Origin of the sequence: Bacillus pumilus, from assembly GCF_003431975.1 — a bacterium.
GTDB lineage: Bacteria > Bacillota > Bacilli > Bacillales > Bacillaceae > Bacillus > Bacillus pumilus_N.
In genome coordinates this window covers 2,943,765-2,967,631 of the sequence record NZ_CP027116.1, presented here as the reverse complement: position 1 = coordinate 2,967,631, position 23,867 = coordinate 2,943,765, and the positions used below count along the sequence as shown (strand labels likewise).

Sequence of the window (23,867 nt, the reverse complement as noted above, 5' to 3'; positions counted from 1 at the left end):
GCATTGATCGAGCTTTTTGCCATCAGAAGCGGCACCATGTATGAGCTTGTCACAGAGAGTGTGACACTTCAGGGGCAAAGGTATCAAGCCCCTCGCTCTATTCAGGCAAATATTATCACAAAGCAAGGCAGTCAATCATATTACCGTGTCTCAGAAGGAGACACGGTTCTTTTTAAATGGAAAGGAAAAGAGCTGTTCAGAGGCATTGTGTTTTCTCGAACGCCTGTTGAAGGGAAACTGACCTTTACCGCATACGATATGCTTCAATATTTGGTGAAAAACCAAGATGTCTATGTTTTTTCAAAACAAAGAGCAGATCAAATCTTGAGACGGATTGGCGCTGATTTTCAAATTCCAATGACCTCCATCGCCAATACAGGGCATGTCATAAAATCACTCGTGTTTAAAAATGATACGAGTTTATATGACATGATTCTGAAAGCGTTAAAAGAAACAAAGCGGCAAACCGGCAGAAACTATCAAATCTATTCAGCTAAAGGAAAAATGGGGCTTAGAGCTTGGCCAGATCCAGAGGACGTATGGGTCATTGAATCAGGGGTCAATCTCATTGGTTACCAGTACAGCACTTCGATTGAAGAAACAGCCACTCGTGTCAAGTTGCGAACGTCTGCAGATGAACAAGGGAAGAATAAGAAAAAAGGCAGCAAATCAGATATGGTGGTGATCGAACAGGATAAAGCAGGTCAGAGTAAATACGGTATTTTACAGCATGTTGAGACGGTGACAGGCCAAATCAACCAGCCGCAGCTGCAAAAAAGAGCGAAAGTACGGCTCGCAGAGAAAAAAGGCGTGAAACAAGAAGTCAAAAGCATACAAGCGCTAGGCATTCCTGAACTGCAAAGCGGTCTTCCAATCTATTTGAAAATCCCTGAAATCAACATGAAAAAAACCTACTGGATCGATCAAGACAAACATGAATTCAGTGGGATAAAGCACACCATGACGATTGATGTCGTTGAAAAAAATTCCATGCCAAAGGGTGATCAAGCGTGAGGTTAAGTGAAGCGATTAAGCGATTAGCAGTGAATGCTGTAGATGCCGCCTCTCCAATTGATCTGGTAGTTGGAGAAGTCACGGCAGTTTCTCCTGTAAACATCCGATTAAATGAAAACCATAAGCTTGTCATTCCCGAAGAATTGCTGATTTGGCCAAAGCGTCTAAATAAGGGCGAGGATGATGAACTGAAAAGAGGAGACAGCATCATGGTGCTGGCAATGGCAGGAGGTCAATCCTTCTACATCATCGACAAATTGTAAGGGAGGTGATGAACGTGGCACTTTCACCAGAAGAAGAAATCGAGGAAACAGAAGAAGACGAAGAGGTGGAAACCTCGACGACATATCGAATAGATGTTGAAACTGGCAGACTAACAGGAGAAACCATTTCAGGTATTGAGGCCATCCGGCAATTCGTTTATATGACACTTAGGACAGAGCGGTATGCACATCCGATCTACAGCCATGACATTGGTACTGAAATTCAGGAGCTATTGACGGATACAGAAGCCACGGATGAATACAAAGAAATGGAGATTCCGAGGCTGCTAGAAGAAGCACTGATTGTGGACGAACGGATTGATCATATTGAAGAGTTAGAGGTCACAAAGCAAAATGATTCGTTTCATGTCAAACTAGCGATTGTCACAGATGAGGGCACATTAGAAATAGAGGAGGTGATGGAGGGTGATGTTTGAGGAACAAACGTATGAAGCATTAATGGAAAGAATGCTAGACAGACTGCCAGATGACATAGATAAAAGAGAAAACAGCGTCATTTGGAATGCCTTGGCACCTGCTGCTGCTGAACTGGCCCAGTCCTATATTTGGCTTGATCAAGTGTTCGAGCTGGTTTTTGCAGATACAGCACAAGGAGAATTTCTAGATCGACGGGCTGCTGAAGTAGGGATTGAAAGAAAAACAGCGACTAGAGCGGTTTGGTCAGCGGCTATTCAGCCAGAGAATATCAACATTCCCACTGGCTCACGTTTTTTTATTGAAGATGTTTATTTCCAATATTCAAAGGATGGCACACTGGAATGCGAGACACCTGGCAGAGCCGGCAATGTTCAAATAACAGATCAGCCGCTGCTCTCACTTGATACAATTCCAGGGCTTGAATCGGTTACCATGAAAGATTTGATGATACCAGGACAAGAGGAAGAAGATGACGCTTCGTTATATGATCGCTACTTAATACGTGCTAGGCGGGAGGCTGTCAGTGCCAACAGGGCGCATTATAAAAAGTGGGCTGAGGAAGTAACTGGGGTTGGCAGAGCGAAAGTGTTCCCACTTTGGAATGGAGAAGGAACGGTCAAAATTGTCATCACAGACGGCAATCTAGATGTTGCATCCGATCTTCTTGTTAAAAGAGTACAGGAATATATTGACCCAGTGCCAGGCGAAGGAGAAGGACAAGCGCCTATCGGTTCAAAAGCAACCGTCGAAAGCGCAAAATGGCTGGATATTGACATAGAAGTAGCCGTCGAACTTCAAATGGACTGGACCCTTGAAGGTGCGCAGAAAGAAATAGAAGAAAAGGTCAAAGCGCTGTTGAAATCAATCGCATTTGAAAAAAGCACCATTCGAATGTCTGCCTTAAATGATATTCTGTACCATTCAGAAAGTGTATCAGATTATGCAAACGTGTTATTGAATGGGGAGTCAAAAAACTTAGTGTTACAAGACATTGAGATACCGCGTCTAAGGCAGGTGAAGGTTATTGAGCAAACTGGATGAAATGAAAAACTACTTGCCGCCGTATTTTACAGAAATTTATGAAGTAGATCATTTACTCAGAACAGAAGCACCGGAGTTTGAGCAATTGGATGAATCCATTTTCGATTTAACGGATCAGTTCTTCCCTTTGACAGCGACATGGGGATTGAATAGATGGGAAAGAATGCTGAAAGTGCAGCGAGAATCAGATGATTCCATTGAACTTCGCAGGGCACGCTTACTCAATATGATGTCGAACATTCCGCCGATCACATATCTTTCATTAGAAAAATCGGTGAATCGCTTTCTCAAAAATCCGAGTGCCATCATCCGTCTCACCACCAATCGCTATCATTTTGCCTTACGTGTGAACCTAGATGACCTACAAAATACTAGATATATTGTAGAAATACTTGAAACGCTAAAGCCAGCGCATTTAGCTTATACGTTTACTGCTTTTCATCATACTGACGTACATGAAAAAAATGATCATCAAGGGAGGCTCACACTGCGAAGCAGAGTGGGTTTTTTCGATCATATCCCGATTTTACTCAATGGTGAATTTTTATTAAATGGTACGTTTTATCTGAGCGGGACAAGAGGTACAACAGAGGTTCCGACTCGTTTTCGGCATTCGTTGAAGTTGAGAATGCCGCTTCAGCATAGTTCAGAGAACGCATATCGAATGAATTATGTCATGACTGGAGCGGTACATGAAACGAAGCAAGGAACGGCATTGACATTACGCACAAAAAATCAGCTCCAGCATCAAACCAAGAAGAAGATGACGTTCCGTCTGCCAGTACATGTCCAAACTGAGCAGGGTGGAAGCTTACTGATCAAGGATCATTACTGGATTCTCGATGGATCTGTTCCGCTGGACGGATCAAAAATGCTAGCAGCTACTTCTCAAAAAATAGAACTATAAGGAGGATCACAATGGCTGATCAATTAACCGTAACAACACTATATGCTCGTCAACAAATGGCAAAGGCAAGAGCAGAAGGAACAAAACTCACAAAAGTCGTCAAAATGGCATTTGGAAATGGCGGGACGAAGGATGGGAAACCGATCTCACTAGACGGTACTGAACAAAAACTCAAAAAAGAGCTGGTCCAAAAAGAGATTGATTCATTTACCTTCATGGAACCAGCAAAAATCCGCTACACCTGCACGATCGCTGAAGGAGAACTAGCAGGAGAAGTGATCAACGAACTAGCCCTTGTCGACGAAGCCGGCAAATTCACGGCCATCCGAACCATGACAGACAAACAAAAAGACGGCGACATTGAATTTGTATTTGAGATTGATGATATTTATTAATGGAGGAGAATGAAATGGACATCAAATCACCTTTACCGTTTGAAACCTCTGACAAAGCACATGCCAGCTTATTTAACCGAATGGTCGACACACTCGTAGAGAATGACAATGCGCTCAGTCAACAGATAGAAGGAATCACAAATGAGAGCTTATTTAAGCTAACAGGCGATCAAGCTATTCAAGATGCAACAGTCAGTGGAGAGGAATATCCAATTGGCATTACGTTCATGGATATTGGACAAGCGAATGATACTGGATATCCTACGAGATATGGCTTTGTAAAGAATGAGAAAATCAGTAATTTTCGTTTTGTACAATATTATTATGGCACAGGAAACGAAGCTGGTAATTATTTTGATAGTACGGGAGTTTGGTGCAGGCATTGGTGGACTGGGTCAGGTTGGACCGCTTGGCACAAACTTTCTGGTTTCCTTCATACGAACATTGGTACAACTGGTAAGCAATTGCTTAATAATGCTGAAAGACAAAAAATCTTATTTAATCGAAAAATAAAAGACAGTCACAATCATTTTGATATAAAAGACAGTCGTTTCATATGCCCAGAAAACGGAATGTACTTAATAAACGCTGGAGTCTATTTAGAAACGGTTCAAATGTATGCAAATTTTGAACTGTCTATCTTTTTAAATGGGAAAAATTATAAAAACATTTCACATTATAGACATCTCCCAGCTACACCCTCAGAAAAGGCAAAACTTGATATAGGTCTATATGGGACAGCAAATGTGCCTGCGAATAAAGGAGATTACATTGAAATTTACATGTATATAGAATATGCGGGAAATTCCGATCGTTATATATCAAATAACCCAGGCTGGTACAATTATTTCGATATTACAGAAATAGGTGGACGAAATTTCCCAAGAGTATAGGAGGATTCGAATGATTCTATATGAAGCCATTAAATATAAATACCCCGATGCCGACCCGCAAAAGGATTTTGAACTTAGAAATGATGGAGACGGTTCGTATATCAACGAGTGGCATCTAGATGTGTCAAAGCCAACGGCAGAAGAATTGAAAGAATGGTGGGAGGAGTCTCAAATGAATCCAAGGTATCAACCACCTCTTCCGCTAGATTATCTTGCACAAGAAGTAGCCAAAGAAAAGCTAATGAGAAAACAGCTTGAACAACAATGTGAACATCTAACAAACGAACTAAAAGCGCTAAAAAATGAGGTCCTTTTATATAAAGGAGAGAGTGAATCATGAATTATTGGGTAATGGCATTATATTTTAAATGGGTGACCCCTGAATTGATCAAACAAGCAGTGGAATTAGGTGATTGTTCAATGGAAGATTTAAAAAAAGGATATGAGCAAAGGATGCTCACTCTAGAGCAGCTGCAAGAAATGGAAACAAGCATCAAAGCAAAGGAGTGAAAACTGAATGGAAATAAAAGAACCAAAACCTTTTGAAGTAAATGATAAAGCACATGCTGATTTGTTTAATGACATGGTCAAAGTACTTCTTGAAAATGATCATGGATTAATAGAGCAATTTTTGAAACATACAAATGATGCGAGAGTACACGCATCTGAAGCAGAAAAGAAAAAATGGAATGATTCCCAGAGTTATAAGATCACTGCAGATAGTGGGAGACAGCTTATTAATGTGTCTGCTGACGGCAGAATATTTGATGCGATAAAAGATAAAGGAACATGTACATTTTATGCAGCTGCTGGCGTGGAGGATTCTCCAGCCTCATCGAATGTCTCAATCAGGGGGCTGCAGACAGTAGGCCAAGAAAATATTGGCTCCGGCTTTGCAATCGATAGTTCAGGTAATGCTTATTTTTTCTATTATCATACCGGACATATGTCGATTACTTGGACAAAGCTGCCTACAGAAAGAGATAGAAACAGATGGGATAACGGTCAATTAGTAAAAATCACTCAAGATGATGGAAAGCCCTTTTATCATGGATTTGCTAGCGAGACAGACTACAATGCCCTTACCGAGACAGGGATGTATCTTATATATAATACTGGAGTAAACGGTCCATCTCCTTCCTATAATCGAGTGTTTTTGCTCGTCATGAGTTATGGTACTACATTAGTGCAAATAGCATACGAGTCTGTTTATGGGAAGAACACATACTTTAGAGTTCTTAGACACAATGCACAATCATGGACACCGTGGGAGAAGCAAATCACGCTATCAGATGTATTAGAAGGTTCTTGGGAAACACCTAAAGAAATTAAAGGCAATTGGAAGGAATATGACCCTATTAATTTGCCAGTAAAATATCGAAAGAATCTCTTGGGGGAAGTTGAGATCGTGGGTGCTATAAAAGGTGGAATTTTAGGAAATAACCCAGTGTTTATCTTGCCTGAAGAATATCGACCGCAGCAAGCGATCCATTTTGTGGGAATCGCTTCAAGTATAGGGACACCAGGAGTACCTCAATTCCATCGCACCTTAATAGATAAGAATGGGAATGTATGTGTGCAATCATCTTCAAATAATGCTAATCCCACGGAGTTTATTACATTTGGTTTTAAGTTCAGTACAAGATAATCCCATGAACAATGGGACAGAAGAATCACAAGGAGTTAAAGACACCACGTATTTTCAAAACTAGTGATAAAGCCCATACAGGTCTGTTAAATGACATGATGAAGGTTATTAATGAAAATGATTCAACAATTCATGTAGCTAAAGCGGAAATGGAACCAATCTCAGGTATATAAAATGACGAATGATAATGGATTACAGCTGGTTAATATTCAAGCTGGCAGTAATATTTATAATGAGATTAAATCGTTAGGTGCCTGCTTGTTTTATGCTTGGGGTAGTTACTCTCCTGCTATAGGTAAAGCTGCATTAAGAGAGCTGCACTTGATGCGAAAAAACAGCAATGGTATAAATTAGCGACGCAGGAGTATATAGAAGCCTAAAACCACCTCCGTCAAGTGATATAGAACTTTTAAAGAACTTCAAAAACATGTTTCCGACTGTAGTGGATATCAAACAATTATGGGGCTGGCAGTGTTACGGCCCAGAGGACATTGCATTTTATGTAAGCATTGGCTGGATCTCGGCAGAAGACTATCAAAATATAACTGGAGAAATATACAAAGCCTAATGGCTTTATTTTTTTGCCGGAAAGAAGGTGATTTCAATGGAAGTAGATGTCGTTCAAAACTTAATGACACAAGGCCCGTTTGCCGTTCTCTTTTGCTGGATTCTGTTTTATGTTCTCAACACAACAAAAGAAAGAGAAAACAAGCTCAATGAGCAAATCGAGGCGCAAAATGATGTGTTAGCAAAGTTTAGTGAAAAGTATGACGTCGTCATTGACAAACTCGATAAAATTGAACGGAATTTAAAATAAGAGGAAAACATCATGAAAACATTCGACAAAGGCACTGTGATTCGCACAGTGCTTCTTTTTATTGCACTCATCAATCAAACGCTTGTCATGTTCGGGCAGACGGTGCTGCCGATTAGTGAGGAGCAAGTACAAACAGCCGGTGAGGCACTATATGTAGCAGGTTCCACCATTTTTACGATGGTGACAGCTATTATCGCCTGGTTTAAAAACAATTATGTGACCTACAAAGGTCAATTACAAAAAGATACCTTGAAACAAAGAGGTCTAACAAAATAATCGTTGAAGGAGATACAATATGGTCAATATCATTCAAGCCTACATTCCAAAAAACAACCGCAACAGACCAGGAAATAGGATGAAGCCGCTCTATATTACAGTGCATAATACCTCTAACACTGCAAAAGGTGCAAATGCGGGGAGTCACGCTGCGTTTGTTGCACGTTCAAGTACTGGGGTCAGCTGGCATTACACTGTTGATGATCAGGTCATTTATCAGCATTTACCGTTAAACGAGAACGGCTGGCACGCAGGCGATGGCAGGGGCACTGGCAATATGAAATCAATCGGAATTGAAATTTGTGAAAATACAGACGGTAACTTTGAGCAAGCAGTCGAAAATGCTCAATGGCTCATTCGGAAATTGATGGGGGATTTGGGGATCACTTTAACAAATGTAGTGCCCCATAAACATTGGAGTGGTAAAGAATGTCCACGGAAATTGCTCGGACGATGGGATCAATTTAAAGCTGGAATAGCCACAGCTCATACCGGCAGCAAAAGCAATAGAAAGCCAGTTCGAGCAGAGAGCTTGAGCCACAAAGCACCTGCGACCAAACAGAAATCGTCAAATTTGCCATCTGGCATCTTAAAAATAACCAAGCCTTTAACAAAAGGTCCACAAGTCACAGCTGTGCAAAAAGCATTATCTTCCCTCTATTTTTACCCAGACAAAGGAGCAAAAAACAATGGGGTTGATGGCTACTATGGGCCAAAAACAGCGAATGCGGTCAAGCGGTTCCAGCTCATGAACGGCTTAGCGGCAGACGGGATTTACGGACCAAAGACAAAGAACAAAATCGAACAATTGCTGAAGAAATGATCACTCATCAAATGCTAGCAGCAAGAGAAGGAAATTTCTTGCTGCTAGCGAACAAAAAATGACATCAATTATGATATAATCGACCAAATCATGAACATGAGAGGGAGAGAAAATGAAAAAAGAACTGTTCCAAGTCCTCATGCTGTCAGTGCTACTCATCTATTTTATTTATCACGGAATGACGAGCGATTTTCCTGTATCTTATACAATCATTCTCATCATAACCTATGTTTCTGTAATTACATACCGCATCATAAAGTTATTGAAATTAAGGAGAAATAACGAACAAACAGAACTGTAAGAGATATATACATAAAAAAACCATCCTTGATCTCTCAAGAATGGTTTTTCGTATGGAGCATAGCGGGATCGAACCGCTGACCTCTACGCTGCCAGCGTAGCGCTCTCCCAGCTGAGCTAATGCCCCGATGTGTTACGACATAATTTATTATAATCAATCCTCCTGTAAAATTCAAGCTTTAAAACGCACACACATAGTCTATTTATCTTTCTGATCAATCGGAATATAGTCAAAGATTTCCCCTGAATGTACAGAGGCCGCTAAGCGTCTGAGCCAGTCATAATAGGCTTTTGAGCTTTCAAGTTGTTCAAGAAGCTGCTGCGCTTCCTCTCTTATATGTTCCTCTAGCTGATCATCACGAGATACGTCGTGGAGCTCCTTTTGCGCTTCTTCAATCGCCGCCAAATTGACCTCGACCTCTCGTTCCCATTTTTGCGGAAAGAAGTTCATGAAAAACTTAAAAAAATCCTTTTCAGCAACATAGCTGTGTTTTCTTCGGCCTCGGTGAAATGTCTTTTTGACAATATTCATGTCTTGCAGCTTTTTCACACCCGTACTCATACTGGGCTTGCTCATTTGCAGCTCTTCACGCATTTCATCCAGCGTCATTTCCTCATTTAAATACATGGTCCCATAGAGAATGCCAGCACTTCGAGTAATGCCATAGAGATCCATCGTTTCAGCTATGGAATCAATAACGAGATCTTTAGCAGCTAGTATACGTTCTTCTGCTTGCGGCTGTTCCTGTTTTTTCATCTTGTCCCTCTTTTCTATTAAGAGAATTCAATACGTTCAAAAAAATCTTTATGGACTATATGTTAACGAAAGAATGCAAAATGTCAAAAGAAAATGAAGCATATCTCCCTTTGACAGAAAAATTAGAACATGATACGTTAATTATGTTCAAAACGTTAAATTTTTATTTAACAAACTTATCAAAGAGAATCAGAGGAGGTTCCTTCTATGAGTCAAACACTATTTATAGGTGGACAATGGGTTGGTGCCAAAAGTGGCGACACGCGAGAAATCATCAATCCATACAATCAAGAAGTGATCGCGACAGTCAGTGAAGGATCAAGAAATGATGCGCAGCTAGCTATCAAAGCAGCGAGAAAAGCCTTTGATCAAGGTGAATGGGCAAACTTGCCTGGACTTGAAAGAGGAAATTTGGTGTTTAAGATTGCTAAATTGATTAGACGTGATCTGGATGAACTAGCCAAATTAGAATCGCTTGATACTGGTAAAACAGTAGAGGAAAGCAAAGCAGATATGGACGATATTGCGAATGTGTTCCAATATTACGCAGGGCTTGCTGACAAAGATGGCGGGGAGATTATTTCATCACCAGTCCCGAACTCGAAAAGCGAATTGGTCAGAGAGCCTGTCGGTGTATGCGGGCAAATCACTCCTTGGAACTATCCATTGCTTCAAGCAAGCTGGAAAATCGCTCCTGCTCTTGCTGCGGGGAATACAATCGTCTTAAAGCCAAGTGAAATCACACCACTCACCACGATCAAAGTATTCAAACTCATAGAAGAAGCGGGCATTCCAGCAGGAGTGGCAAACTTAGTTCTTGGACCAGGTGCAACGGTTGGTGACGAGCTTGCTGTTAACGACCAAGTTGATTTCATTTCGTTCACTGGCGGGATTGAAACAGGTAAGAAAATCATGCAGGGAGCCAGTGGGAATGTAAAGAAAATCGCCCTTGAGCTCGGCGGGAAAAATCCGAATATTGTGTTTCAAGATGCTGATTTCGACGTAGCGGTTGACCAAGCAATGAATGCTGTGTTTTTCCATGCGGGGCAAGTGTGTTCGGCAGGTTCACGCTTGTTAGTGGAAGAATCCATTCATGATGAATTTTTAGAAGAACTGGTGAAGCGTACGAAAAAAATCAAGCTAGGCAACGGCTTTGATGAAGGGACGCAGAGCGGACCGCTCATCTCAGCTGAGCATCGAGAAAAAGTAGAAAAATACGTCACCATCGGATTAGAAGAAGGTGCAATATTAGAAACAGGCGGAAAAAGACCTGACGCAGAGGAGCTTTTAAATGGGTTCTTTTACTTGCCGACCATCTTTTCAGGCTGTACGTCAGAAATGCGGATTGTGCAGGAAGAAGTCTTTGGCCCAGTATTAACAGTGGAATCCTTCCGAACAGAGGAAGAGGTCATTGAGCTGGCAAATGATACGATTTATGGATTAGCAGGGGCTGTGTGGTCTTCAGATATTGGAAAAGCTGAAAGAGTCGCTCGTCAATTAAGATTAGGCACAGTTTGGATCAATGACTTCCATCCTTATTTCGCTCAAGCACCTTGGGGTGGATATAAGCAATCAGGTCTTGGACGTGAATTAGGGCAGACGGGACTTGAAGAATATACAGAACTGAAGCATGTATATCGAAATACGAAACCCGAAGCAGTGCATTGGTTTAAATAAATATCACACATTTGGAGGAGATTCTATATGACGTTGAATATGAAAATTGAAAGCATGCAGAAATTCCATACATTTGAAATTCCGACTGTCATCAAACATGGTATTGGAGCAGTGAAACATGTTGGGGAAGAAGTGAAAGCATACGGTGTCTCGAAAGTATTGCTTGTAACAGACCCTGGTATTTATCAAGCGGGCGTAGTAGACCCTGTGGTTGCTTCATTAAAAGATGCGCAAATCGATGTAGTGCTATTTGACAAAGTCGAGCCAAACCCGCCAGTCCGTCTCGTCAATGAAGGATCTGCTTTATATGAAAAAGAAGGCTGTAATGGATTAGTCGCAGTAGGCGGCGGGAGCTCAATGGATACAGCAAAGGCGATCGGTGTAGAAGTGACGCATGAAGGATCAGTTCTTGATTACGAAGCGGCAGAAGGGAAAAAACCGCTTGAAAAGAGAATTCCGCCTTTAACCACCATTCCGACAACGGCTGGTACAGGTTCAGAAGTCACACAGTGGGCAGTGATTACGGATGAAGAAAGAGAATTTAAATTCAACACAGGTGGACCACTTATTGCAGCTCACCTCACAGTTATCGATCCAGAGCTTCATGTTTCCATGCCACCTCATGTGACAGCAATGACTGGGATCGATGCACTTGCACATTCCATCGAATGCTATACAATGAAATTTGCTCAGCCTATTACAGATGCGGTCGCGCTCATGGCCATTGAATATGCTGCTCATTATATTCGTCGTGCCTTTGCTGATGGCGAAGACTTGGAAGCAAGATATGGAATGGCACAAGCTGCAATGCTTGCAGGACTTTCTTACGGAAGCGAATCAGCTGGAGCTGCACATGCGATGAGTCAAACACTCGGAGGCATCATTCCTGTAGCGCATGGCCAGTGTGTGGCAGCGATGATGGGACCAGTCATGGAGTATAACTGGAAAGGGTATCCGGAAAAATTTGCACGAATTGCGCAAGCATTTGGTATTGATACTAGCCGAATGTCAACAGAGGAAGCAGCCAAAGCTGCTGTGAACTGGATGTATGATTTAGTGGAAGACCTAGAAGTTCCTTCATTAGAAGAACAAGGTGTATCAAAAGATATGATTGACCGTTTATCTAAAGAAGCAATGAAAGACCCGCAAACAGTTGGAAACCCAAGAGATCTAAACGAAAAAGCGTACAACTGGATTTATGCTCGCTGTTTTGATCTAACACCGAAAACAGTGTAACGATGAAAAAAGGCTCCCAAAAGGGAGTCTTTTTTATGCCTTATAGCTGTTCTTTAATTTCTTTGATTTGATGGATATGGCGTTTTTCATGTGCGCCGATAAAATCAAGATATTGCTTCAAAGATAATTCTTCAAACACCGGGTGTGCAATGACACGTTTGAAATCATCCTCAGTAAACGTTGATAAAATTTGATTGAGCTGTTCACGCGCTGTATCGAGCTCATCCTTTAAATGTGTAGGTGTCACATGCTTGCGCTCAGGCTCAACAATACTAGGCGCAGTCGCTTTTCTTGAACGATCCTCTGCCATTTCCACTGGCTTTGGCTCATATTCTTTCATCGGTGCTTTTTTTCCCTCAGCAGCTAGATGTTTGGCTGCCACGAGGTCCATCTTCTTCAAGTGATCTGCCACCTCTTGAATACTCCAAGTATCATCAGATAACTTCTGATTCAATTGTTCTTCATTCAAACCTTGCAGCTCTTGCCACAATTCTTGTCTTGCATCATGTAATAAACTCATTCTCATCACCTCAAGATCAAATTTTAACATACTGGTACATGACAATCATTCTTGAGCTATCCGAGAAATCCTGTGAAGAATTGTGATGAAATATGAAACCTTTACAAAAGTGGTTCGTATTACCTGTTAGAAGGAATACACATGGAGGTGAGCATGGTCTAAATGAAACAAAGGCTGATCACTTCATGAAGGAAGGGTGAGGAAGATGGATGTGTTCGGTCTGCCACTTCAGACGCTGTATTTATACATATTGATGATATCAGGAATCCTAACACTTGTTTTCGTCTTTTTTGGCGATGTATTTGATGGATTGTTTGAAGCGATTCCTGTTCCATTCCTTCAACCAACATTGATCCTCGCATTTCTCACCTTTTTCTCGGCTGGAGGGTTTATCTCAGAAAAAACAGCAATTGTAGGAAGTGGACTTGGCGCAGTATTATCTGCCATTCTCGCAGTGGTTCTCGTGACTTGCTTAAATGTATTTGTCTTAGTCCCACTTTCCTCTGCTGAAGAATCTCTCTCATATGCGGAGGCCGATTTAAAAGGAAGAACTGGGGAGATCATTGTATCTGTTCCAAAAGACGGGTTTGGAGAAGTGCTGTTAATTAGTAATAGCGGGAAAATCTCAAAGCCAGCAATCAGTTTCGACGAAGAAGAGATTCCATATGGAACCCGGGTGCTAGTCGTCGAAGTGAACAAAGGTGTCTTATCAGTTATACCAAATGAAGAAATCTAGGAGGGAATGCTATGCCAGGAACAACAATTTTAATTATTATTGGAATTGTGCTTGTGATTCTTATTGCACTTATTGGTGTGTTTGTTTCGAAATACCGGACAGCAGGTCCAGATGAAGCATTAATCGTCACAGGAAGTTACCTAGGAAGTAAAAATGTCCACGTGGATGAAGGTGGAAACAAGATTAAGATTGTAAGAGGCGGTGGTACCTTTGTACTTCCTGTCTTTCAACAAGCGGAGCCGCTCAGCTTACTATCTAGCAAGCTAGATGTTTCAACGCCTGAAGTCTATACCGAACAAGGTGTGCCAGTTATGGCAGATGGAACGGCAATCATTAAAATTGGCGGATCAATTGAAGAAATTGCTACTGCTGCAGAGCAATTTTTAGGTAAAACAAAAGAAGACCGCGAAAATGAAGCGAGAGAAGTACTGGAAGGTCACCTTCGCTCCATTTTAGGATCAATGACAGTAGAAGAGATTTATAAAAACAGAGAGAAATTTTCTCAAGAAGTACAACGTGTCGCTTCTCAAGATTTGGCGAAAATGGGTCTCGTCATTGTATCGTTTACGATCAAGGATGTCCGTGATAAAAATGGTTATTTAGAATCACTAGGTAAACCTAGAATTGCCCAAGTGAAGCGCGATGCAGATATTGCAACAGCTGAAGCAGATAAAGAAACACGTATCAAACGTGCCGAAGCAGATAAAGATGCGAAGAAATCTGAGCTTGAACGTGCCACTGAAATCGCTGAAGCAGAAAAGGTTAATGAGCTGAAAAGAGCAGAATTCAGACGCGAACAGGATACGGCGAAAGCAAGTGCCGACCAAGCGTACGATCTTGAAACAGCTCGCAATCGTCAGAACGTAACTGAACAAGAAATGCAAGTCAAAATTATAGAACGCCAGAAGCAAATTGAATTAGAAGAAAAAGAGATTCAGCGTCGTGAACGTCAATACGATTCTGAAGTGAAAAAGAAAGCAGATGCGGACCGTTATGCTGTTGAGCAGTCAGCAGCGGCGGAAAAAGCGAAACGTCTTGCTGAAGCAGATGCGAAGAAATATAGCATTGAAGCAATGGCAAAAGCAGAAGCTGAGAAAGTCCGTATTGACGGGCTTGCCAAAGCGGAAGCTGATCGTGCGAAAGGGGAAACAGAGGCAGAAGTCATTAGACTGAAAGGACTTGCAGAAGCCGAAGCGAAAGAGAAAATCGCTGAAGCATTTGAACAGTATGGTCAGGCAGCGATCCTTGATATGATTGTGAAAATGCTTCCTGAATATGCGAAGCAAGTATCTGCACCACTTTCTAACATTGATAAAATTACTGTTGTGGATACTGGTGGTAACGGCGAAGGCAGCGGAGCCAATAAAGTCACTGGCTATGCGACAAACCTTATGTCTAGTCTGCAAGAAAGCCTGAAAGCATCCTCTGGAATTGACGTCAAAGAAATTATTGAGAACTTTTCCGGCAAAGGCAATGTGAAGCAAAGCATTCAAGAACTAACGAATGAAATCAAACAGCCAAGAAAAAAAGAGGTCGCTGATCATCAAATAGAAGAATAAAATGAATAGATACCTTCATCAGAAGGTGTCTCAGATTGTTGACAAAGTGCTAAAATGATCTTTATTTTAGCACTTTGTTTTCTTTATGTCATGGTGTGTTGACGACAAAATGTCAGCAGATATCCTTTAGCGATTGAATTTTAAGAAATAGGAATTTATCATGATATAGATAGGGTGAAAACAGTGAAAAGGAGTGGTATGGATGAAGGTGAGACATGCGGTGCAACAAGATATTCCTAAAATCGCCGAAATACATGTGAAAAGCTGGAAGACGACTTATCACGGCATTATTAAGCAGGAGTATTTGGACAGTTTACATATAGAAGATCGGGAAGAGAGCTGGAGAAACAGGTCGCTTGAAGGTACGTTTGTCGTAGAAGATGTTGATGGCGTATTTGGTTTTGCATCTTTTGGAAAGCAGCGTGATGAACGCTACCCAACATACGATGGAGAGCTTTATGCGATCTATTTATTACAGGAGAAACAGAAATCAGGAGCAGGTATTGCTTTAATTGCAGAAGGAGTGAGTTATTTAATAGAAAAAGGATATCAAAATATGATGCTATGGGTGTTTGAACAAAATTCAGCGAAGCAATTTTATCAAAAGCTTCAACCTCATTTTGTCGTGACCAGCCAGTTCGAGCTGGCTGGCGAGGAACATAATGAAATAGGGTATGGGTGGGAGTTGTCTGAATTACATGCCCATGTACACCGAATTAAATCGTCAGCTTCCAGTAATAATGAGAGAAAAAAGTGAAAAGCACAGCAAGCAATATATAAGAGATAAAAGGAGAAGCCTCTACTTTTCCTTTTACGCCTGCTATTTTTAAAGCTTCATAGAAACCTGCCAAAAAATAAGCAAGACTGAGAATATAACAGCACAGCATAATGGAGTAAGGGTTCATTGTCGTACCTCCAGCATGAAATCTTCTACTATTAATAGATTCGATAGAGCGGCAAATTATGCATAAAAAATAACCAGCTAAAATCAGCCGGTTATTTTTGGTGAGGAAAAACCAAACGAGATGCACTTGGTATGAGTATACAAAGAACAATACTACAAATAATAAATGAAGGAACCATATACGTGCTGTTATAAACTAAAGAGTAAACCCATCCTGGTGTTCCTTTCGGTGCATAGTGAGAAAAGAAAACAACCCCAGAGATAAAGAACGTCAACAGTCTGAAGAAACTTGCAGTAAAGACAGATAAGGTAATATAGAAGAATTGCTGTTTTCGCTTTTGATCCTGAATAGCTTTTTTGATCAATCCAGAAAACAAGCCGCTTAGGGAAATGACAACAGATGCGACGAAGTAATCGAGAAATCCTTGAACTGGTGTAGCGATAATAGGGCCATTCATCAGCTGGAGGCCTGCAATGAGCACTCCAATGATAAACCCGGTGGATATTCCCCATCTAATAGACATAAGAATAACGGGTATCATAATCAGCGCAAGAGACCCGCCGTTCGGCATTCTTAAAAAGAGACCTGATAAGTAATCTAATACAAGTGCTAGTGAAGTCATAATGGCAATTTCCATTAGTCGTACCAATTGATTTGATTGTTGCATAAAAAAATCTCCTTTTTCATGAATTGAGCAAGGAGAGACCGTGTGAGGATGAGTATGTTATTCATAGAAAAACATATCGAGCTGAATACACCACATGTATTCAATTGATTCCACATTCCTACTTCAGTATTAACTGACAGGTTCAAAGGGTCAGAACAACGAATGTTCACTCTCAGCACAAAGCTCCCCCTGCGGTTATTAAGTTTTTATCTATTTATAAATATACTAAAGACCTTCAGGATCAACAATAGGGAATTCCCGTAAATAAGCGATTTTGTAGCAATATATAGGAAGAGATCAGGAAAAATAAATTATTTAGAAAAAATACTTGTTTCTTCTTTGGAAAGGTGTTATATTTGTATTCGCCGCTGAAACAGCGCGGTTGATAAATGACATCAAGAAAAAAGTTGTTGACTTCATCTTGATAGAATGTTATATTAATAAAGTCGCTTCTGAGCGATAACGAAAATGATCTTTGAAAACTAAACAAGACAAAACGTACCTGTTAATTCAAGTTTTTATAAAAAAATCCTATGATACATCATAGGTAGTCAGTCAAACGCTGACGAAAAACAAAACTTCGGTTTTGTACTTTTTCGGAGAGTTTGATCCTGGCTCAGGACGAACGCTGGCGGCGTGCCTAATACATGCAAGTCGAGCGAACAGAAGGGAGCTTGCTCCCGGATGTTAGCGGCGGACGGGTGAGTAACACGTGGGTAACCTGCCTGTAAGACTGGGATAACTCCGGGAAACCGGAGCTAATACCGGATAGTTCCTTGAACCGCATGGTTCAAGGATGAAAGACGGTTTCGGCTGTCACTTACAGATGGACCCGCGGCGCATTAGCTAGTTGGTGGGGTAATGGCTCACCAAGGCGACGATGCGTAGCCGACCTGAGAGGGTGATCGGCCACACTGGGACTGAGACACGGCCCAGACTCCTACGGGAGGCAGCAGTAGGGAATCTTCCGCAATGGACGAAAGTCTGACGGAGCAACGCCGCGTGAGTGATGAAGGTTTTCGGATCGTAAAGCTCTGTTGTTAGGGAAGAACAAGTGCGAGAGTAACTGCTCGCACCTTGACGGTACCTAACCAGAAAGCCACGGCTAACTACGTGCCAGCAGCCGCGGTAATACGTAGGTGGCAAGCGTTGTCCGGAATTATTGGGCGTAAAGGGCTCGCAGGCGGTTTCTTAAGTCTGATGTGAAAGCCCCCGGCTCAACCGGGGAGGGTCATTGGAAACTGGGAAACTTGAGTGCAGAAGAGGAGAGTGGAATTCCACGTGTAGCGGTGAAATGCGTAGAGATGTGGAGGAACACCAGTGGCGAAGGCGACTCTCTGGTCTGTAACTGACGCTGAGGAGCGAAAGCGTGGGGAGCGAACAGGATTAGATACCCTGGTAGTCCACGCCGTAAACGATGAGTGCTAAGTGTTAGGGGGTTTCCGCCCCTTAGTGCTGCAGCTAACGCATTAAGCACTCCGCCTGGGGAGTACGGTCGCAAGACTGAAACTCAAAGGAATTGACGGGGGCCCGCACAAGCGGTGGAGCATGTGGTTTAATTCGAAGCAACGCGAAGAACCTTACCAGGTCTTGACATCCTCTGACAACCCTAGAGATAGGGCTTTCCCTTCGGGGACAGAGTGACAGGTGGTGCATGGTTGTCGTCAGCTCGTGTCGTGAGATGTTGGGTTAAGTCCCGCAACGAGCGCAACCCTTGATCTTAGTTGCCAGCATTTAGTTGGGCACTCTAAGGTGACTGCCGGTGACAAACCGGAGGAAGGTGGGGATGACGTCAAATCATCATGCCCCTTATGACCTGGGCTACACACGTGCTACAATGGACAGAACAAAGGGCTGCGAGACCGCAAGGTTTAGCCAATCCCATAAATCTGTTCTCAGTTCGGATCGCAGTCTGCAACTCGACTGCGTGAAGCTGGAATCGCTAGTAATCGCGGATCAGCATGCCGCGGTGAATACGTTCCCGGGCCTTGTACACACCGCCCGTCACACCACGAGAGTTTGCAACACCCGAAGTCGGTGAGGTAACCTTTATGGAGCCAGCCGCCGAAGGTGGGGCAGATGATTGGGGTGAAGTCGTAACAAGGTAGCCGTATCGGAAGGTGCGGCTGGATCACCTCCTTTCTAAGGATATATGGAGCAGTGTGCGTTTTCGTCTTGTTTAGTTTTGAAGGATCATTCCTTCAAGACATGTCTCTAGCGAGACAGGATTGTTCTTTGAAAACTAGATAACAATAAGTAATACATTCACATTGAATGCAATGCAAAGTTCATCACACATAGTGATTCTTTCTAAAGTAAGAAATGGTTAAGTTAGAAAGGGCGCACGGTGGATGCCTTGGCACTAGGAGCCGATGAAGGACGGGACGAACACCGATATGCTTCGGGGAGCTGTAAGCAAGCTTTGATCCGGAGATTTCCGAATGGGGAAACCCACTGCTCGTAATGGAGTAGTATCCATACTTGAATACATAGAGTATGAGAAGGCATACCCGGGGAACTGAAACATCTAAGTACCCGGAGGAAGAGAAAGCAAATGCGATTCCCTGAGTAGCGGCGAGCGAAACGGGAACAGCCCAAACCAAGAGGCTTGCCTCTTGGGGTTGTAGGACACTCTATACGGAGTTACAAAGGAACGATATAAGCGAAGAGGTCTGGAAAGGCCCGCCAAAGAAGGTAACAGCCCTGTAACTGAAATGTTGTTCTCTCCAGAGTGGATCCTGAGTACGGCGGAACACGTGAAATTCCGTCGGAATCCGGGAGGACCATCTCCCAAGGCTAAATACTCCCTAGTGACCGATAGTGAACCAGTACCGTGAGGGAAAGGTGAAAAGCACCCCGGAAGGGGAGTGAAATAGATCCTGAAACCGTGTGCCTACAAGTAGTCAGAGCCCGTTAATGGGTGATGGCGTGCCTTTTGTAGAATGAACCGGCGAGTTACGATCCCGTGCAAGGTTAAGCAGAAGATGCGGAGCCGCAGCGAAAGCGAGTCTGAATAGGGCGCATGAGTACGTGGTCGTAGACCCGAAACCAGGTGATCTACCCATGTCCAGGGTGAAGTTCAGGTAACACTGAATGGAGGCCCGAACCCACGCACGTTGAAAAGTGCGGGGATGAGGTGTGGGTAGGGGTGAAATGCCAATCGAACCTGGAGATAGCTGGTTCTCTCCGAAATAGCTTTAGGGCTAGCCTCAAGGTAAGAGTCTCGGAGGTAGAGCACTGATTGGACTAGGGGCCCCTACCGGGTTACCGAATTCAGTCAAACTCCGAATGCCGATGACTTATCCTTGGGAGTCAGACTGCGAGTGATAAGATCCGTAGTCGAAAGGGAAACAGCCCAGACCGCCAGCTAAGGTCCCAAAGTATACGTTAAGTGGAAAAGGATGTGGAGTTGCTTAGACAACCAGGATGTTGGCTTAGAAGCAGCCACCATTTAAAGAGTGCGTAATAGCTCACTGGTCGAGTGACTCTGCGCCGAAAATGTACCGGGGCTAAACGTATCACCGAAGCTGCGGACTGTTCTAACGAACAGTGGTAGGAGAGCGTTCTAAGTGCAGTGAAGTCAGACCGGAAGGACTGGTGGAGCGCTTAGAAGTGAGAATGCCGGTATGAGTAGCGAAAGACGGGTGAGAATCCCGTCCACCGAATGCCTAAGGTTTCCTGAGGAAGGCTCGTCCGCTCAGGGTTAGTCGGGACCTAAGCCGAGGCCGAAAGGCGTAGGCGATGGACAACAGGTTGATATTCCTGTACCACCTCCTCACCATTTGAGCAATGGGGGGACGCAGGAGGATAGGGTAAGCGCGGTATTGGATATCCGCGTCCAAGCAGTTAGGCTGGGAAATAGGCAAATCCGTTTCCCGTAAAGGCTGAGCTGTGATGGCGAGCGAAATTTAGTAGCGAAGTTCCTGATTCCACACTGCCAAGAAAAGCCTCTAGCGAGGTGAGAGGTGCCCGTACCGCAAACCGACACAGGTAGGCGAGGAGAGAATCCTAAGGTGATCGAGAGAACTCTCGTTAAGGAACTCGGCAAAATGACCCCGTAACTTCGGGAGAAGGGGTGCTTCTTAGGGTGTTAAAGCCCCGAGAAGCCGCAGTGAATAGGCCCAGGCGACTGTTTAGCAAAAACACAGGTCTCTGCGAAGCCGTAAGGCGAAGTATAGGGGCTGACGCCTGCCCGGTGCTGGAAGGTTAAGAGGAGCGCTTAGCGTAAGCGAAGGTGCGAATTGAAGCCCCAGTAAACGGCGGCCGTAACTATAACGGTCCTAAGGTAGCGAAATTCCTTGTCGGGTAAGTTCCGACCCGCACGAAAGGCGCAACGATCTGGGCACTGTCTCAACGAGAGACTCGGTGAAATTATAGTACCTGTGAAGATGCAGGTTACCCGCGACAGGACGGAAAGACCCCGTGGAGCTTTACTGCAGCCTGATATTGAATGTTGGTACAGCTTGTACAGGATAGGTAGGAGCCTTGGAAACCGGAGCGCTAGCTTCGGTGGAGGCATCGGTGGGATACTACCCTGGCTGTATTGACCTTCTAACCCGCTGCCCTTATCGGGCAGGGAGACAGTGTCAGGTGGGCAGTTTGACTGGGGCGGTCGCCTCCTAAAATGTAACGGAGGCGCCCAAAGGTTCCCTCAGAATGGTTGGAAATCATTCGCAGAGTGTAAAGGCACAAGGGAGCTTGACTGCGAGACCTACAAGTCGAGCAGGGACGAAAGTCGGGCTTAGTGATCCGGTGGTTCCGCATGGAAGGGCCATCGCTCAACGGATAAAAGCTACCCCGGGGATAACAGGCTTATCTCCCCCAAGAGTCCACATCGACGGGGAGGTTTGGCACCTCGATGTCGGCTCATCGCATCCTGGGGCTGTAGTCGGTCCCAAGGGTTGGGCTGTTCGCCCATTAAAGCGGTACGCGAGCTGGGTTCAGAACGTCGTGAGACAGTTCGGTCCCTATCCGTCGCGGGCGCAGGAAATTTGAGAGGAGCTGTCCTTAGTACGAGAGGACCGGGATGGACGCACCGCTGGTGTACCAGTTGTTCTGCCAAGGGCATCGCTGGGTAGCTATGTGCGGACGGGATAAGTGCTGAAAGCATCTAAGCATGAAGCCCCCCTCAAGATGAGATTTCCCATTCCGCAAGGAAGTAAGATCCCTGAAAGATGATCAGGTTGATAGGTCTGAGGTGGAAGCGTGGTGACACGTGGAGCTGACAGATACTAATAGATCGAGGACTTAACCTTTATTCTAATGTGAAGCATGAACATTGTTATCTAGTTTTGAGAGAACATTCTCTCCATCAGGTTTGGTGGTGATAGCGAAGAGGTCACACCCGTTCCCATACCGAACACGGAAGTTAAGCTCTTCAGCGCCGATGGTAGTTGGGGGTCTCCCCCTGTGAGAGTAGGACGCCGCCAAGCTTTTCTAAGAATCATTTTCATATGGAAATGATTCTTTTTTGTGCTTCATGAGAAAATATGATGTTGATTGCATTTATTTGAAGAACGCTTCGACACCTTAATCCATTTACAAGCATGTGAAAAACTTTGAAACAAATAGATAGAGCGTTTCAGCAGATAAATCCATATCTATGAAGGAATCAATAGAGACTCAGATTATTAGATGATAAAAGAGCACCGTATCGATCTTGATAGATACATCTATTTTGATATCTACATACTATATCTATTGTTAGATGCTAAGGAATACCTATAGCATAAAAATGATAGACTGCTGGTATTTATGAAGGAATTGACCGTTTTTAAAGAGAATATAGAATGGAGAAGTTGAGGTGAAAAATGTTAGATGACGCTGTTTGAATAGAGGAAATGACGATCATTTGTTAAAAGAAATACGCAGCGAAAATTGAAATAAAATTTTTTTAATATAGCCTTTACAAATGATCAAAACCTGTATATAATAATCTTTGTCGGATCGAGAGATTCCTACATAGTGGAGGATTAGCTCAGCTGGGAGAGCATCTGCCTTACAAGCAGAGGGTCGGCGGTTCGAGCCCGTCATCCTCCACCATATTTATTCTTACATAATGTTAGGATAGATAAAGCCGGTGTAGCTCAACTGGTAGAGCAACTGACTTGTAATCAGTAGGTTGGGGGTTCAAGTCCTCTTGCCGGCACCACTTTCATATGGTAAGATAGACAAGTCGCTTTTAAAGCGAGCCATTAGCTCAGTTGGTAGAGCATCTGACTTTTAATCAGAGGGTCGAAGGTTCGAGTCCTTCATGGCTCACCATGTTTCATGCGGGTGTGGCGGAATTGGCAGACGCGCTAGACTTAGGATCTAGTGTCTTTATGACGTGGGGGTTCAAGTCCCTTCACCCGCATTGCCAAATAAAATAAAGAAATCCTGTAATGCGGAAGTAGTTCAGTGGTAGAACACCACCTTGCCAAGGTGGGGGTCGCGGGTTCGAATCCCGTCTTCCGCTTATACCATCCACGCCGGGGTGGTGGAATTGGCAGACACACAGGACTTAAAATCCTGCGGTAGGTGACTACCGTGCCGGTTCAAGTCCGGCCCTCGGCATTATAAAATAAGCGCCCGTAGCTCAATTGGATAGAGCGTTTGACTACGGATCAAAAGGTTAGGGGTTCGACTCCTCTCGGGCGCGCCATTAAGATCGGGAAGTAGCTCAGCTTGGTAGAGCACTTGGTTTGGGACCAAGGGGTCGCAGGTTCGAATCCTGTCTTCCCGACCATCTTTTATGGGGCCTTAGCTCAGCTGGGAGAGCGCCTGCCTTGCACGCAGGAGGTCAGCGGTTCGATCCCGCTAGGCTCCACTTTTTAAAAGATTATTTTGATCATGGCGGTGTAGCTCAGCTGGCTAGAGCGTACGGTTCATACCCGTGAGGTCGGGGGTTCGATCCCCTCCGCCGCTATAAAGGACCTTTAGCTCAGTTGGTTAGAGCAGACGGCTCATAACCGTCCGGTCGTAGGTTCGAGTCCTACAAGGTCCACCATCTATAC

23 protein-coding genes, 12 tRNA genes, 3 rRNA genes and 1 riboswitch are annotated in these 23,867 nt (G+C 43.6%); of the genes, 34 read left to right on the top strand and 4 right to left on the bottom strand.

The genetic code is table 11. The annotated features are described in order from the left end of the window. Nucleotides 1–3: 3 nt before the first annotated feature. From C5695_RS15455 to C5695_RS15385, 15 genes are all read left to right on the top strand, one after another. Nucleotides 4–1,014: an XkdQ/YqbQ family protein gene (locus C5695_RS15455; protein WP_117731466.1), complete on the top strand. Its 1,011-nt coding sequence runs from the start codon at nt 4–6 to the stop codon at nt 1,012–1,014. Beyond that, nucleotides 1,011–1,277: a DUF2577 family protein gene (locus tag C5695_RS15450; protein ID WP_117731465.1), complete on the top strand. Its 267-nt coding sequence runs from the start codon at nt 1,011–1,013 to the stop codon at nt 1,275–1,277. Before C5695_RS15455 ends, C5695_RS15450 begins: the two co-directional genes overlap by 4 nt. 14 nt (nt 1,278–1,291) lie before the next feature. Beyond that, nucleotides 1,292–1,714, top strand: a complete 423-nt coding sequence (locus C5695_RS15445) for a DUF2634 domain-containing protein (protein WP_106050927.1) — start codon at nt 1,292–1,294, stop codon at nt 1,712–1,714. Then, nucleotides 1,707–2,756: a baseplate J/gp47 family protein gene (locus C5695_RS15440; RefSeq protein WP_117731464.1), complete on the top strand. Its 1,050-nt coding sequence runs from the start codon at nt 1,707–1,709 to the stop codon at nt 2,754–2,756. Before C5695_RS15445 ends, C5695_RS15440 begins: the two co-directional genes overlap by 8 nt. After that, the gene (locus tag C5695_RS15435; RefSeq protein ID WP_117731463.1) at nt 2,740–3,663 is read left to right on the top strand and encodes a YmfQ family protein; all 924 of its coding nucleotides are present in this window, start codon (nt 2,740–2,742) and stop codon (nt 3,661–3,663) included. The genes C5695_RS15440 and C5695_RS15435 overlap by 17 nt, the downstream gene beginning before the upstream one ends. Before the next feature lie 11 nt (nt 3,664–3,674). Beyond that, nucleotides 3,675–4,058, top strand: coding sequence for a phage tail-collar fiber domain-containing protein (locus C5695_RS15430; RefSeq protein ID WP_003212666.1), 384 nt, complete (start codon nt 3,675–3,677; stop codon nt 4,056–4,058). Nucleotides 4,059–4,072: 14 nt separating this feature from the next. Beyond that, a complete protein-coding gene (locus tag C5695_RS15425; protein ID WP_117731462.1) occupies nt 4,073–4,951 on the top strand; it encodes a hypothetical protein in 879 nt (292 codons plus the stop codon). Between the two features lie 10 nt (nt 4,952–4,961). After that, nucleotides 4,962–5,291, top strand: a complete 330-nt coding sequence (locus C5695_RS15420) for an XkdW family protein (protein ID WP_117731461.1) — start codon at nt 4,962–4,964, stop codon at nt 5,289–5,291. Continuing rightward, on the top strand, nt 5,288–5,461 hold the full coding sequence (locus C5695_RS15415) for an XkdX family protein (protein ID WP_117731460.1): 174 nt from the start codon (nt 5,288–5,290) through the stop codon (nt 5,459–5,461). The genes C5695_RS15420 and C5695_RS15415 overlap by 4 nt, the downstream gene beginning before the upstream one ends. Before the next feature lie 7 nt (nt 5,462–5,468). Beyond that, nucleotides 5,469–6,599, top strand: a complete 1,131-nt coding sequence (locus tag C5695_RS15410) for a pyocin knob domain-containing protein (protein ID WP_117731459.1) — start codon at nt 5,469–5,471, stop codon at nt 6,597–6,599. Nucleotides 6,600–7,026: 427 nt separating this feature from the next. Next, the gene (locus C5695_RS15405) at nt 7,027–7,167 is read left to right on the top strand and encodes an XkdX family protein (protein WP_117731457.1); all 141 of its coding nucleotides are present in this window, start codon (nt 7,027–7,029) and stop codon (nt 7,165–7,167) included. 36 nt (nt 7,168–7,203) lie between these two features. Next, the gene (locus C5695_RS15400; protein WP_017367922.1) at nt 7,204–7,416 is read left to right on the top strand and encodes a BhlA/UviB family holin-like peptide; all 213 of its coding nucleotides are present in this window, start codon (nt 7,204–7,206) and stop codon (nt 7,414–7,416) included. A 12-nt stretch (nt 7,417–7,428) separates the two neighbouring features. Further along, a complete protein-coding gene (locus tag C5695_RS15395) occupies nt 7,429–7,692 on the top strand; it encodes a phage holin (protein ID WP_003212734.1) in 264 nt (87 codons plus the stop codon). Nucleotides 7,693–7,711: 19 nt separating this feature from the next. Beyond that, nucleotides 7,712–8,515, top strand: a complete 804-nt coding sequence (locus C5695_RS15390; protein ID WP_117731456.1) for a peptidoglycan recognition protein family protein — start codon at nt 7,712–7,714, stop codon at nt 8,513–8,515. A gap of 112 nt (nt 8,516–8,627) precedes the next feature. After that, nucleotides 8,628–8,816 (top strand): hypothetical protein, encoded by a 189-nt coding sequence (locus C5695_RS15385; protein ID WP_117731455.1) that lies wholly within the window; start codon nt 8,628–8,630, stop codon nt 8,814–8,816. Nucleotides 8,817–8,869: 53 nt separating this feature from the next. On the opposite strand, the gene C5695_RS15380 is transcribed toward C5695_RS15385, so the two are convergent. Together C5695_RS15380 and cudC are read right to left on the bottom strand one after the other, a co-directional pair. Then, nucleotides 8,870–8,942: transfer RNA gene (locus C5695_RS15380), tRNA-Ala, on the bottom strand. Between the two features lie 72 nt (nt 8,943–9,014). Then, a complete protein-coding gene (cudC, locus tag C5695_RS15375) occupies nt 9,015–9,572 on the bottom strand; it encodes a transcriptional regulator GbsR (protein WP_117731454.1) in 558 nt (185 codons plus the stop codon). 207 nt (nt 9,573–9,779) lie between these two features. Between cudC and betB the strand changes: the two genes are divergently transcribed. Further along, entirely contained in the window at nt 9,780–11,249 is a 1,470-nt protein-coding gene (betB, locus tag C5695_RS15370) for a betaine-aldehyde dehydrogenase (RefSeq protein ID WP_117731453.1), read from the top strand. A 27-nt stretch (nt 11,250–11,276) separates the two neighbouring features. Continuing rightward, nucleotides 11,277–12,485, top strand: a complete 1,209-nt coding sequence (locus C5695_RS15365) for a choline dehydrogenase (protein WP_117731452.1) — start codon at nt 11,277–11,279, stop codon at nt 12,483–12,485. A 40-nt stretch (nt 12,486–12,525) separates the two neighbouring features. On the opposite strand, the gene C5695_RS15360 is transcribed toward C5695_RS15365, so the two are convergent. Further along, a complete protein-coding gene (locus tag C5695_RS15360; RefSeq protein WP_187441365.1) occupies nt 12,526–13,005 on the bottom strand; it encodes a DinB family protein in 480 nt (159 codons plus the stop codon). 205 nt (nt 13,006–13,210) lie between these two features. Here C5695_RS15360 and C5695_RS15355 point away from each other — a divergent pair, with 205 nt between their 5' ends. The 3 genes from C5695_RS15355 to C5695_RS15345 all read left to right on the top strand — a co-directional run bounded on the left by C5695_RS15355 (nt 13,211) and on the right by C5695_RS15345 (nt 16,057). Further along, a complete protein-coding gene (locus C5695_RS15355; protein WP_117731450.1) occupies nt 13,211–13,741 on the top strand; it encodes an NfeD family membrane protein in 531 nt (176 codons plus the stop codon). 11 nt (nt 13,742–13,752) lie between these two features. After that, complete coding sequence (locus tag C5695_RS15350; RefSeq protein ID WP_117731449.1) at nt 13,753–15,300, top strand: flotillin lipid rafts scaffold protein FloT; 1,548 nt, start codon at nt 13,753–13,755, stop codon at nt 15,298–15,300. Nucleotides 15,301–15,502: 202 nt separating this feature from the next. Further along, a complete protein-coding gene (locus C5695_RS15345) occupies nt 15,503–16,057 on the top strand; it encodes a GNAT family N-acetyltransferase (protein WP_117731448.1) in 555 nt (184 codons plus the stop codon). 239 nt (nt 16,058–16,296) lie between these two features. Here the strand turns inward: C5695_RS15345 and thiT are convergent, their stop codons facing one another. Beyond that, nucleotides 16,297–16,872: an energy-coupled thiamine transporter ThiT gene (gene thiT, locus C5695_RS15335; protein WP_117731446.1), complete on the bottom strand. Its 576-nt coding sequence runs from the start codon at nt 16,870–16,872 to the stop codon at nt 16,297–16,299. 98 nt (nt 16,873–16,970) lie between these two features. Continuing rightward, nucleotides 16,971–17,072, bottom strand: a riboswitch (TPP riboswitch). Between the two features lie 393 nt (nt 17,073–17,465). Between thiT and C5695_RS15330 the strand changes: the two genes are divergently transcribed. The 14 genes from C5695_RS15330 (at nt 17,466) to C5695_RS15265 (ending at nt 23,860) form a co-directional block, all read left to right on the top strand. Then, a 16S ribosomal RNA gene (locus tag C5695_RS15330) occupies nt 17,466–19,014 on the top strand. 182 nt (nt 19,015–19,196) lie between these two features. Then, nucleotides 19,197–22,127: ribosomal RNA gene (locus tag C5695_RS15325) — 23S ribosomal RNA — on the top strand. A gap of 61 nt (nt 22,128–22,188) precedes the next feature. Then, a 5S ribosomal RNA gene (rrf, locus tag C5695_RS15320) occupies nt 22,189–22,304 on the top strand. Together the 16S, 23S and 5S rRNA genes form the textbook arrangement of a ribosomal RNA operon. Before the next feature lie 534 nt (nt 22,305–22,838). After that, nucleotides 22,839–22,914 (top strand) — tRNA-Val (locus C5695_RS15315). 33 nt (nt 22,915–22,947) lie between these two features. Next, nucleotides 22,948–23,023, top strand: a tRNA-Thr gene (locus C5695_RS15310). A 37-nt stretch (nt 23,024–23,060) separates the two neighbouring features. Next, nucleotides 23,061–23,136, top strand: a tRNA-Lys gene (locus C5695_RS15305). 8 nt (nt 23,137–23,144) lie between these two features. Beyond that, nucleotides 23,145–23,227, top strand: a tRNA-Leu gene (locus C5695_RS15300). A gap of 30 nt (nt 23,228–23,257) precedes the next feature. Then, nucleotides 23,258–23,329 (top strand) — tRNA-Gly (locus C5695_RS15295). A 12-nt stretch (nt 23,330–23,341) separates the two neighbouring features. Then, nucleotides 23,342–23,427, top strand: a tRNA-Leu gene (locus tag C5695_RS15290). An 11-nt stretch (nt 23,428–23,438) separates the two neighbouring features. Further along, nucleotides 23,439–23,515, top strand: a tRNA-Arg gene (locus C5695_RS15285). Nucleotides 23,516–23,522: 7 nt separating this feature from the next. Further along, a tRNA-Pro gene (locus tag C5695_RS15280) sits at nt 23,523–23,599 on the top strand. A gap of 8 nt (nt 23,600–23,607) precedes the next feature. Further along, nucleotides 23,608–23,680, top strand: a tRNA-Ala gene (locus C5695_RS15275). A gap of 25 nt (nt 23,681–23,705) precedes the next feature. Then, a tRNA-Met gene (locus C5695_RS15270) sits at nt 23,706–23,779 on the top strand. A gap of 4 nt (nt 23,780–23,783) precedes the next feature. Then, nucleotides 23,784–23,860, top strand: a tRNA-Ile gene (locus C5695_RS15265). Nucleotides 23,861–23,867 lie beyond the last annotated feature (7 nt).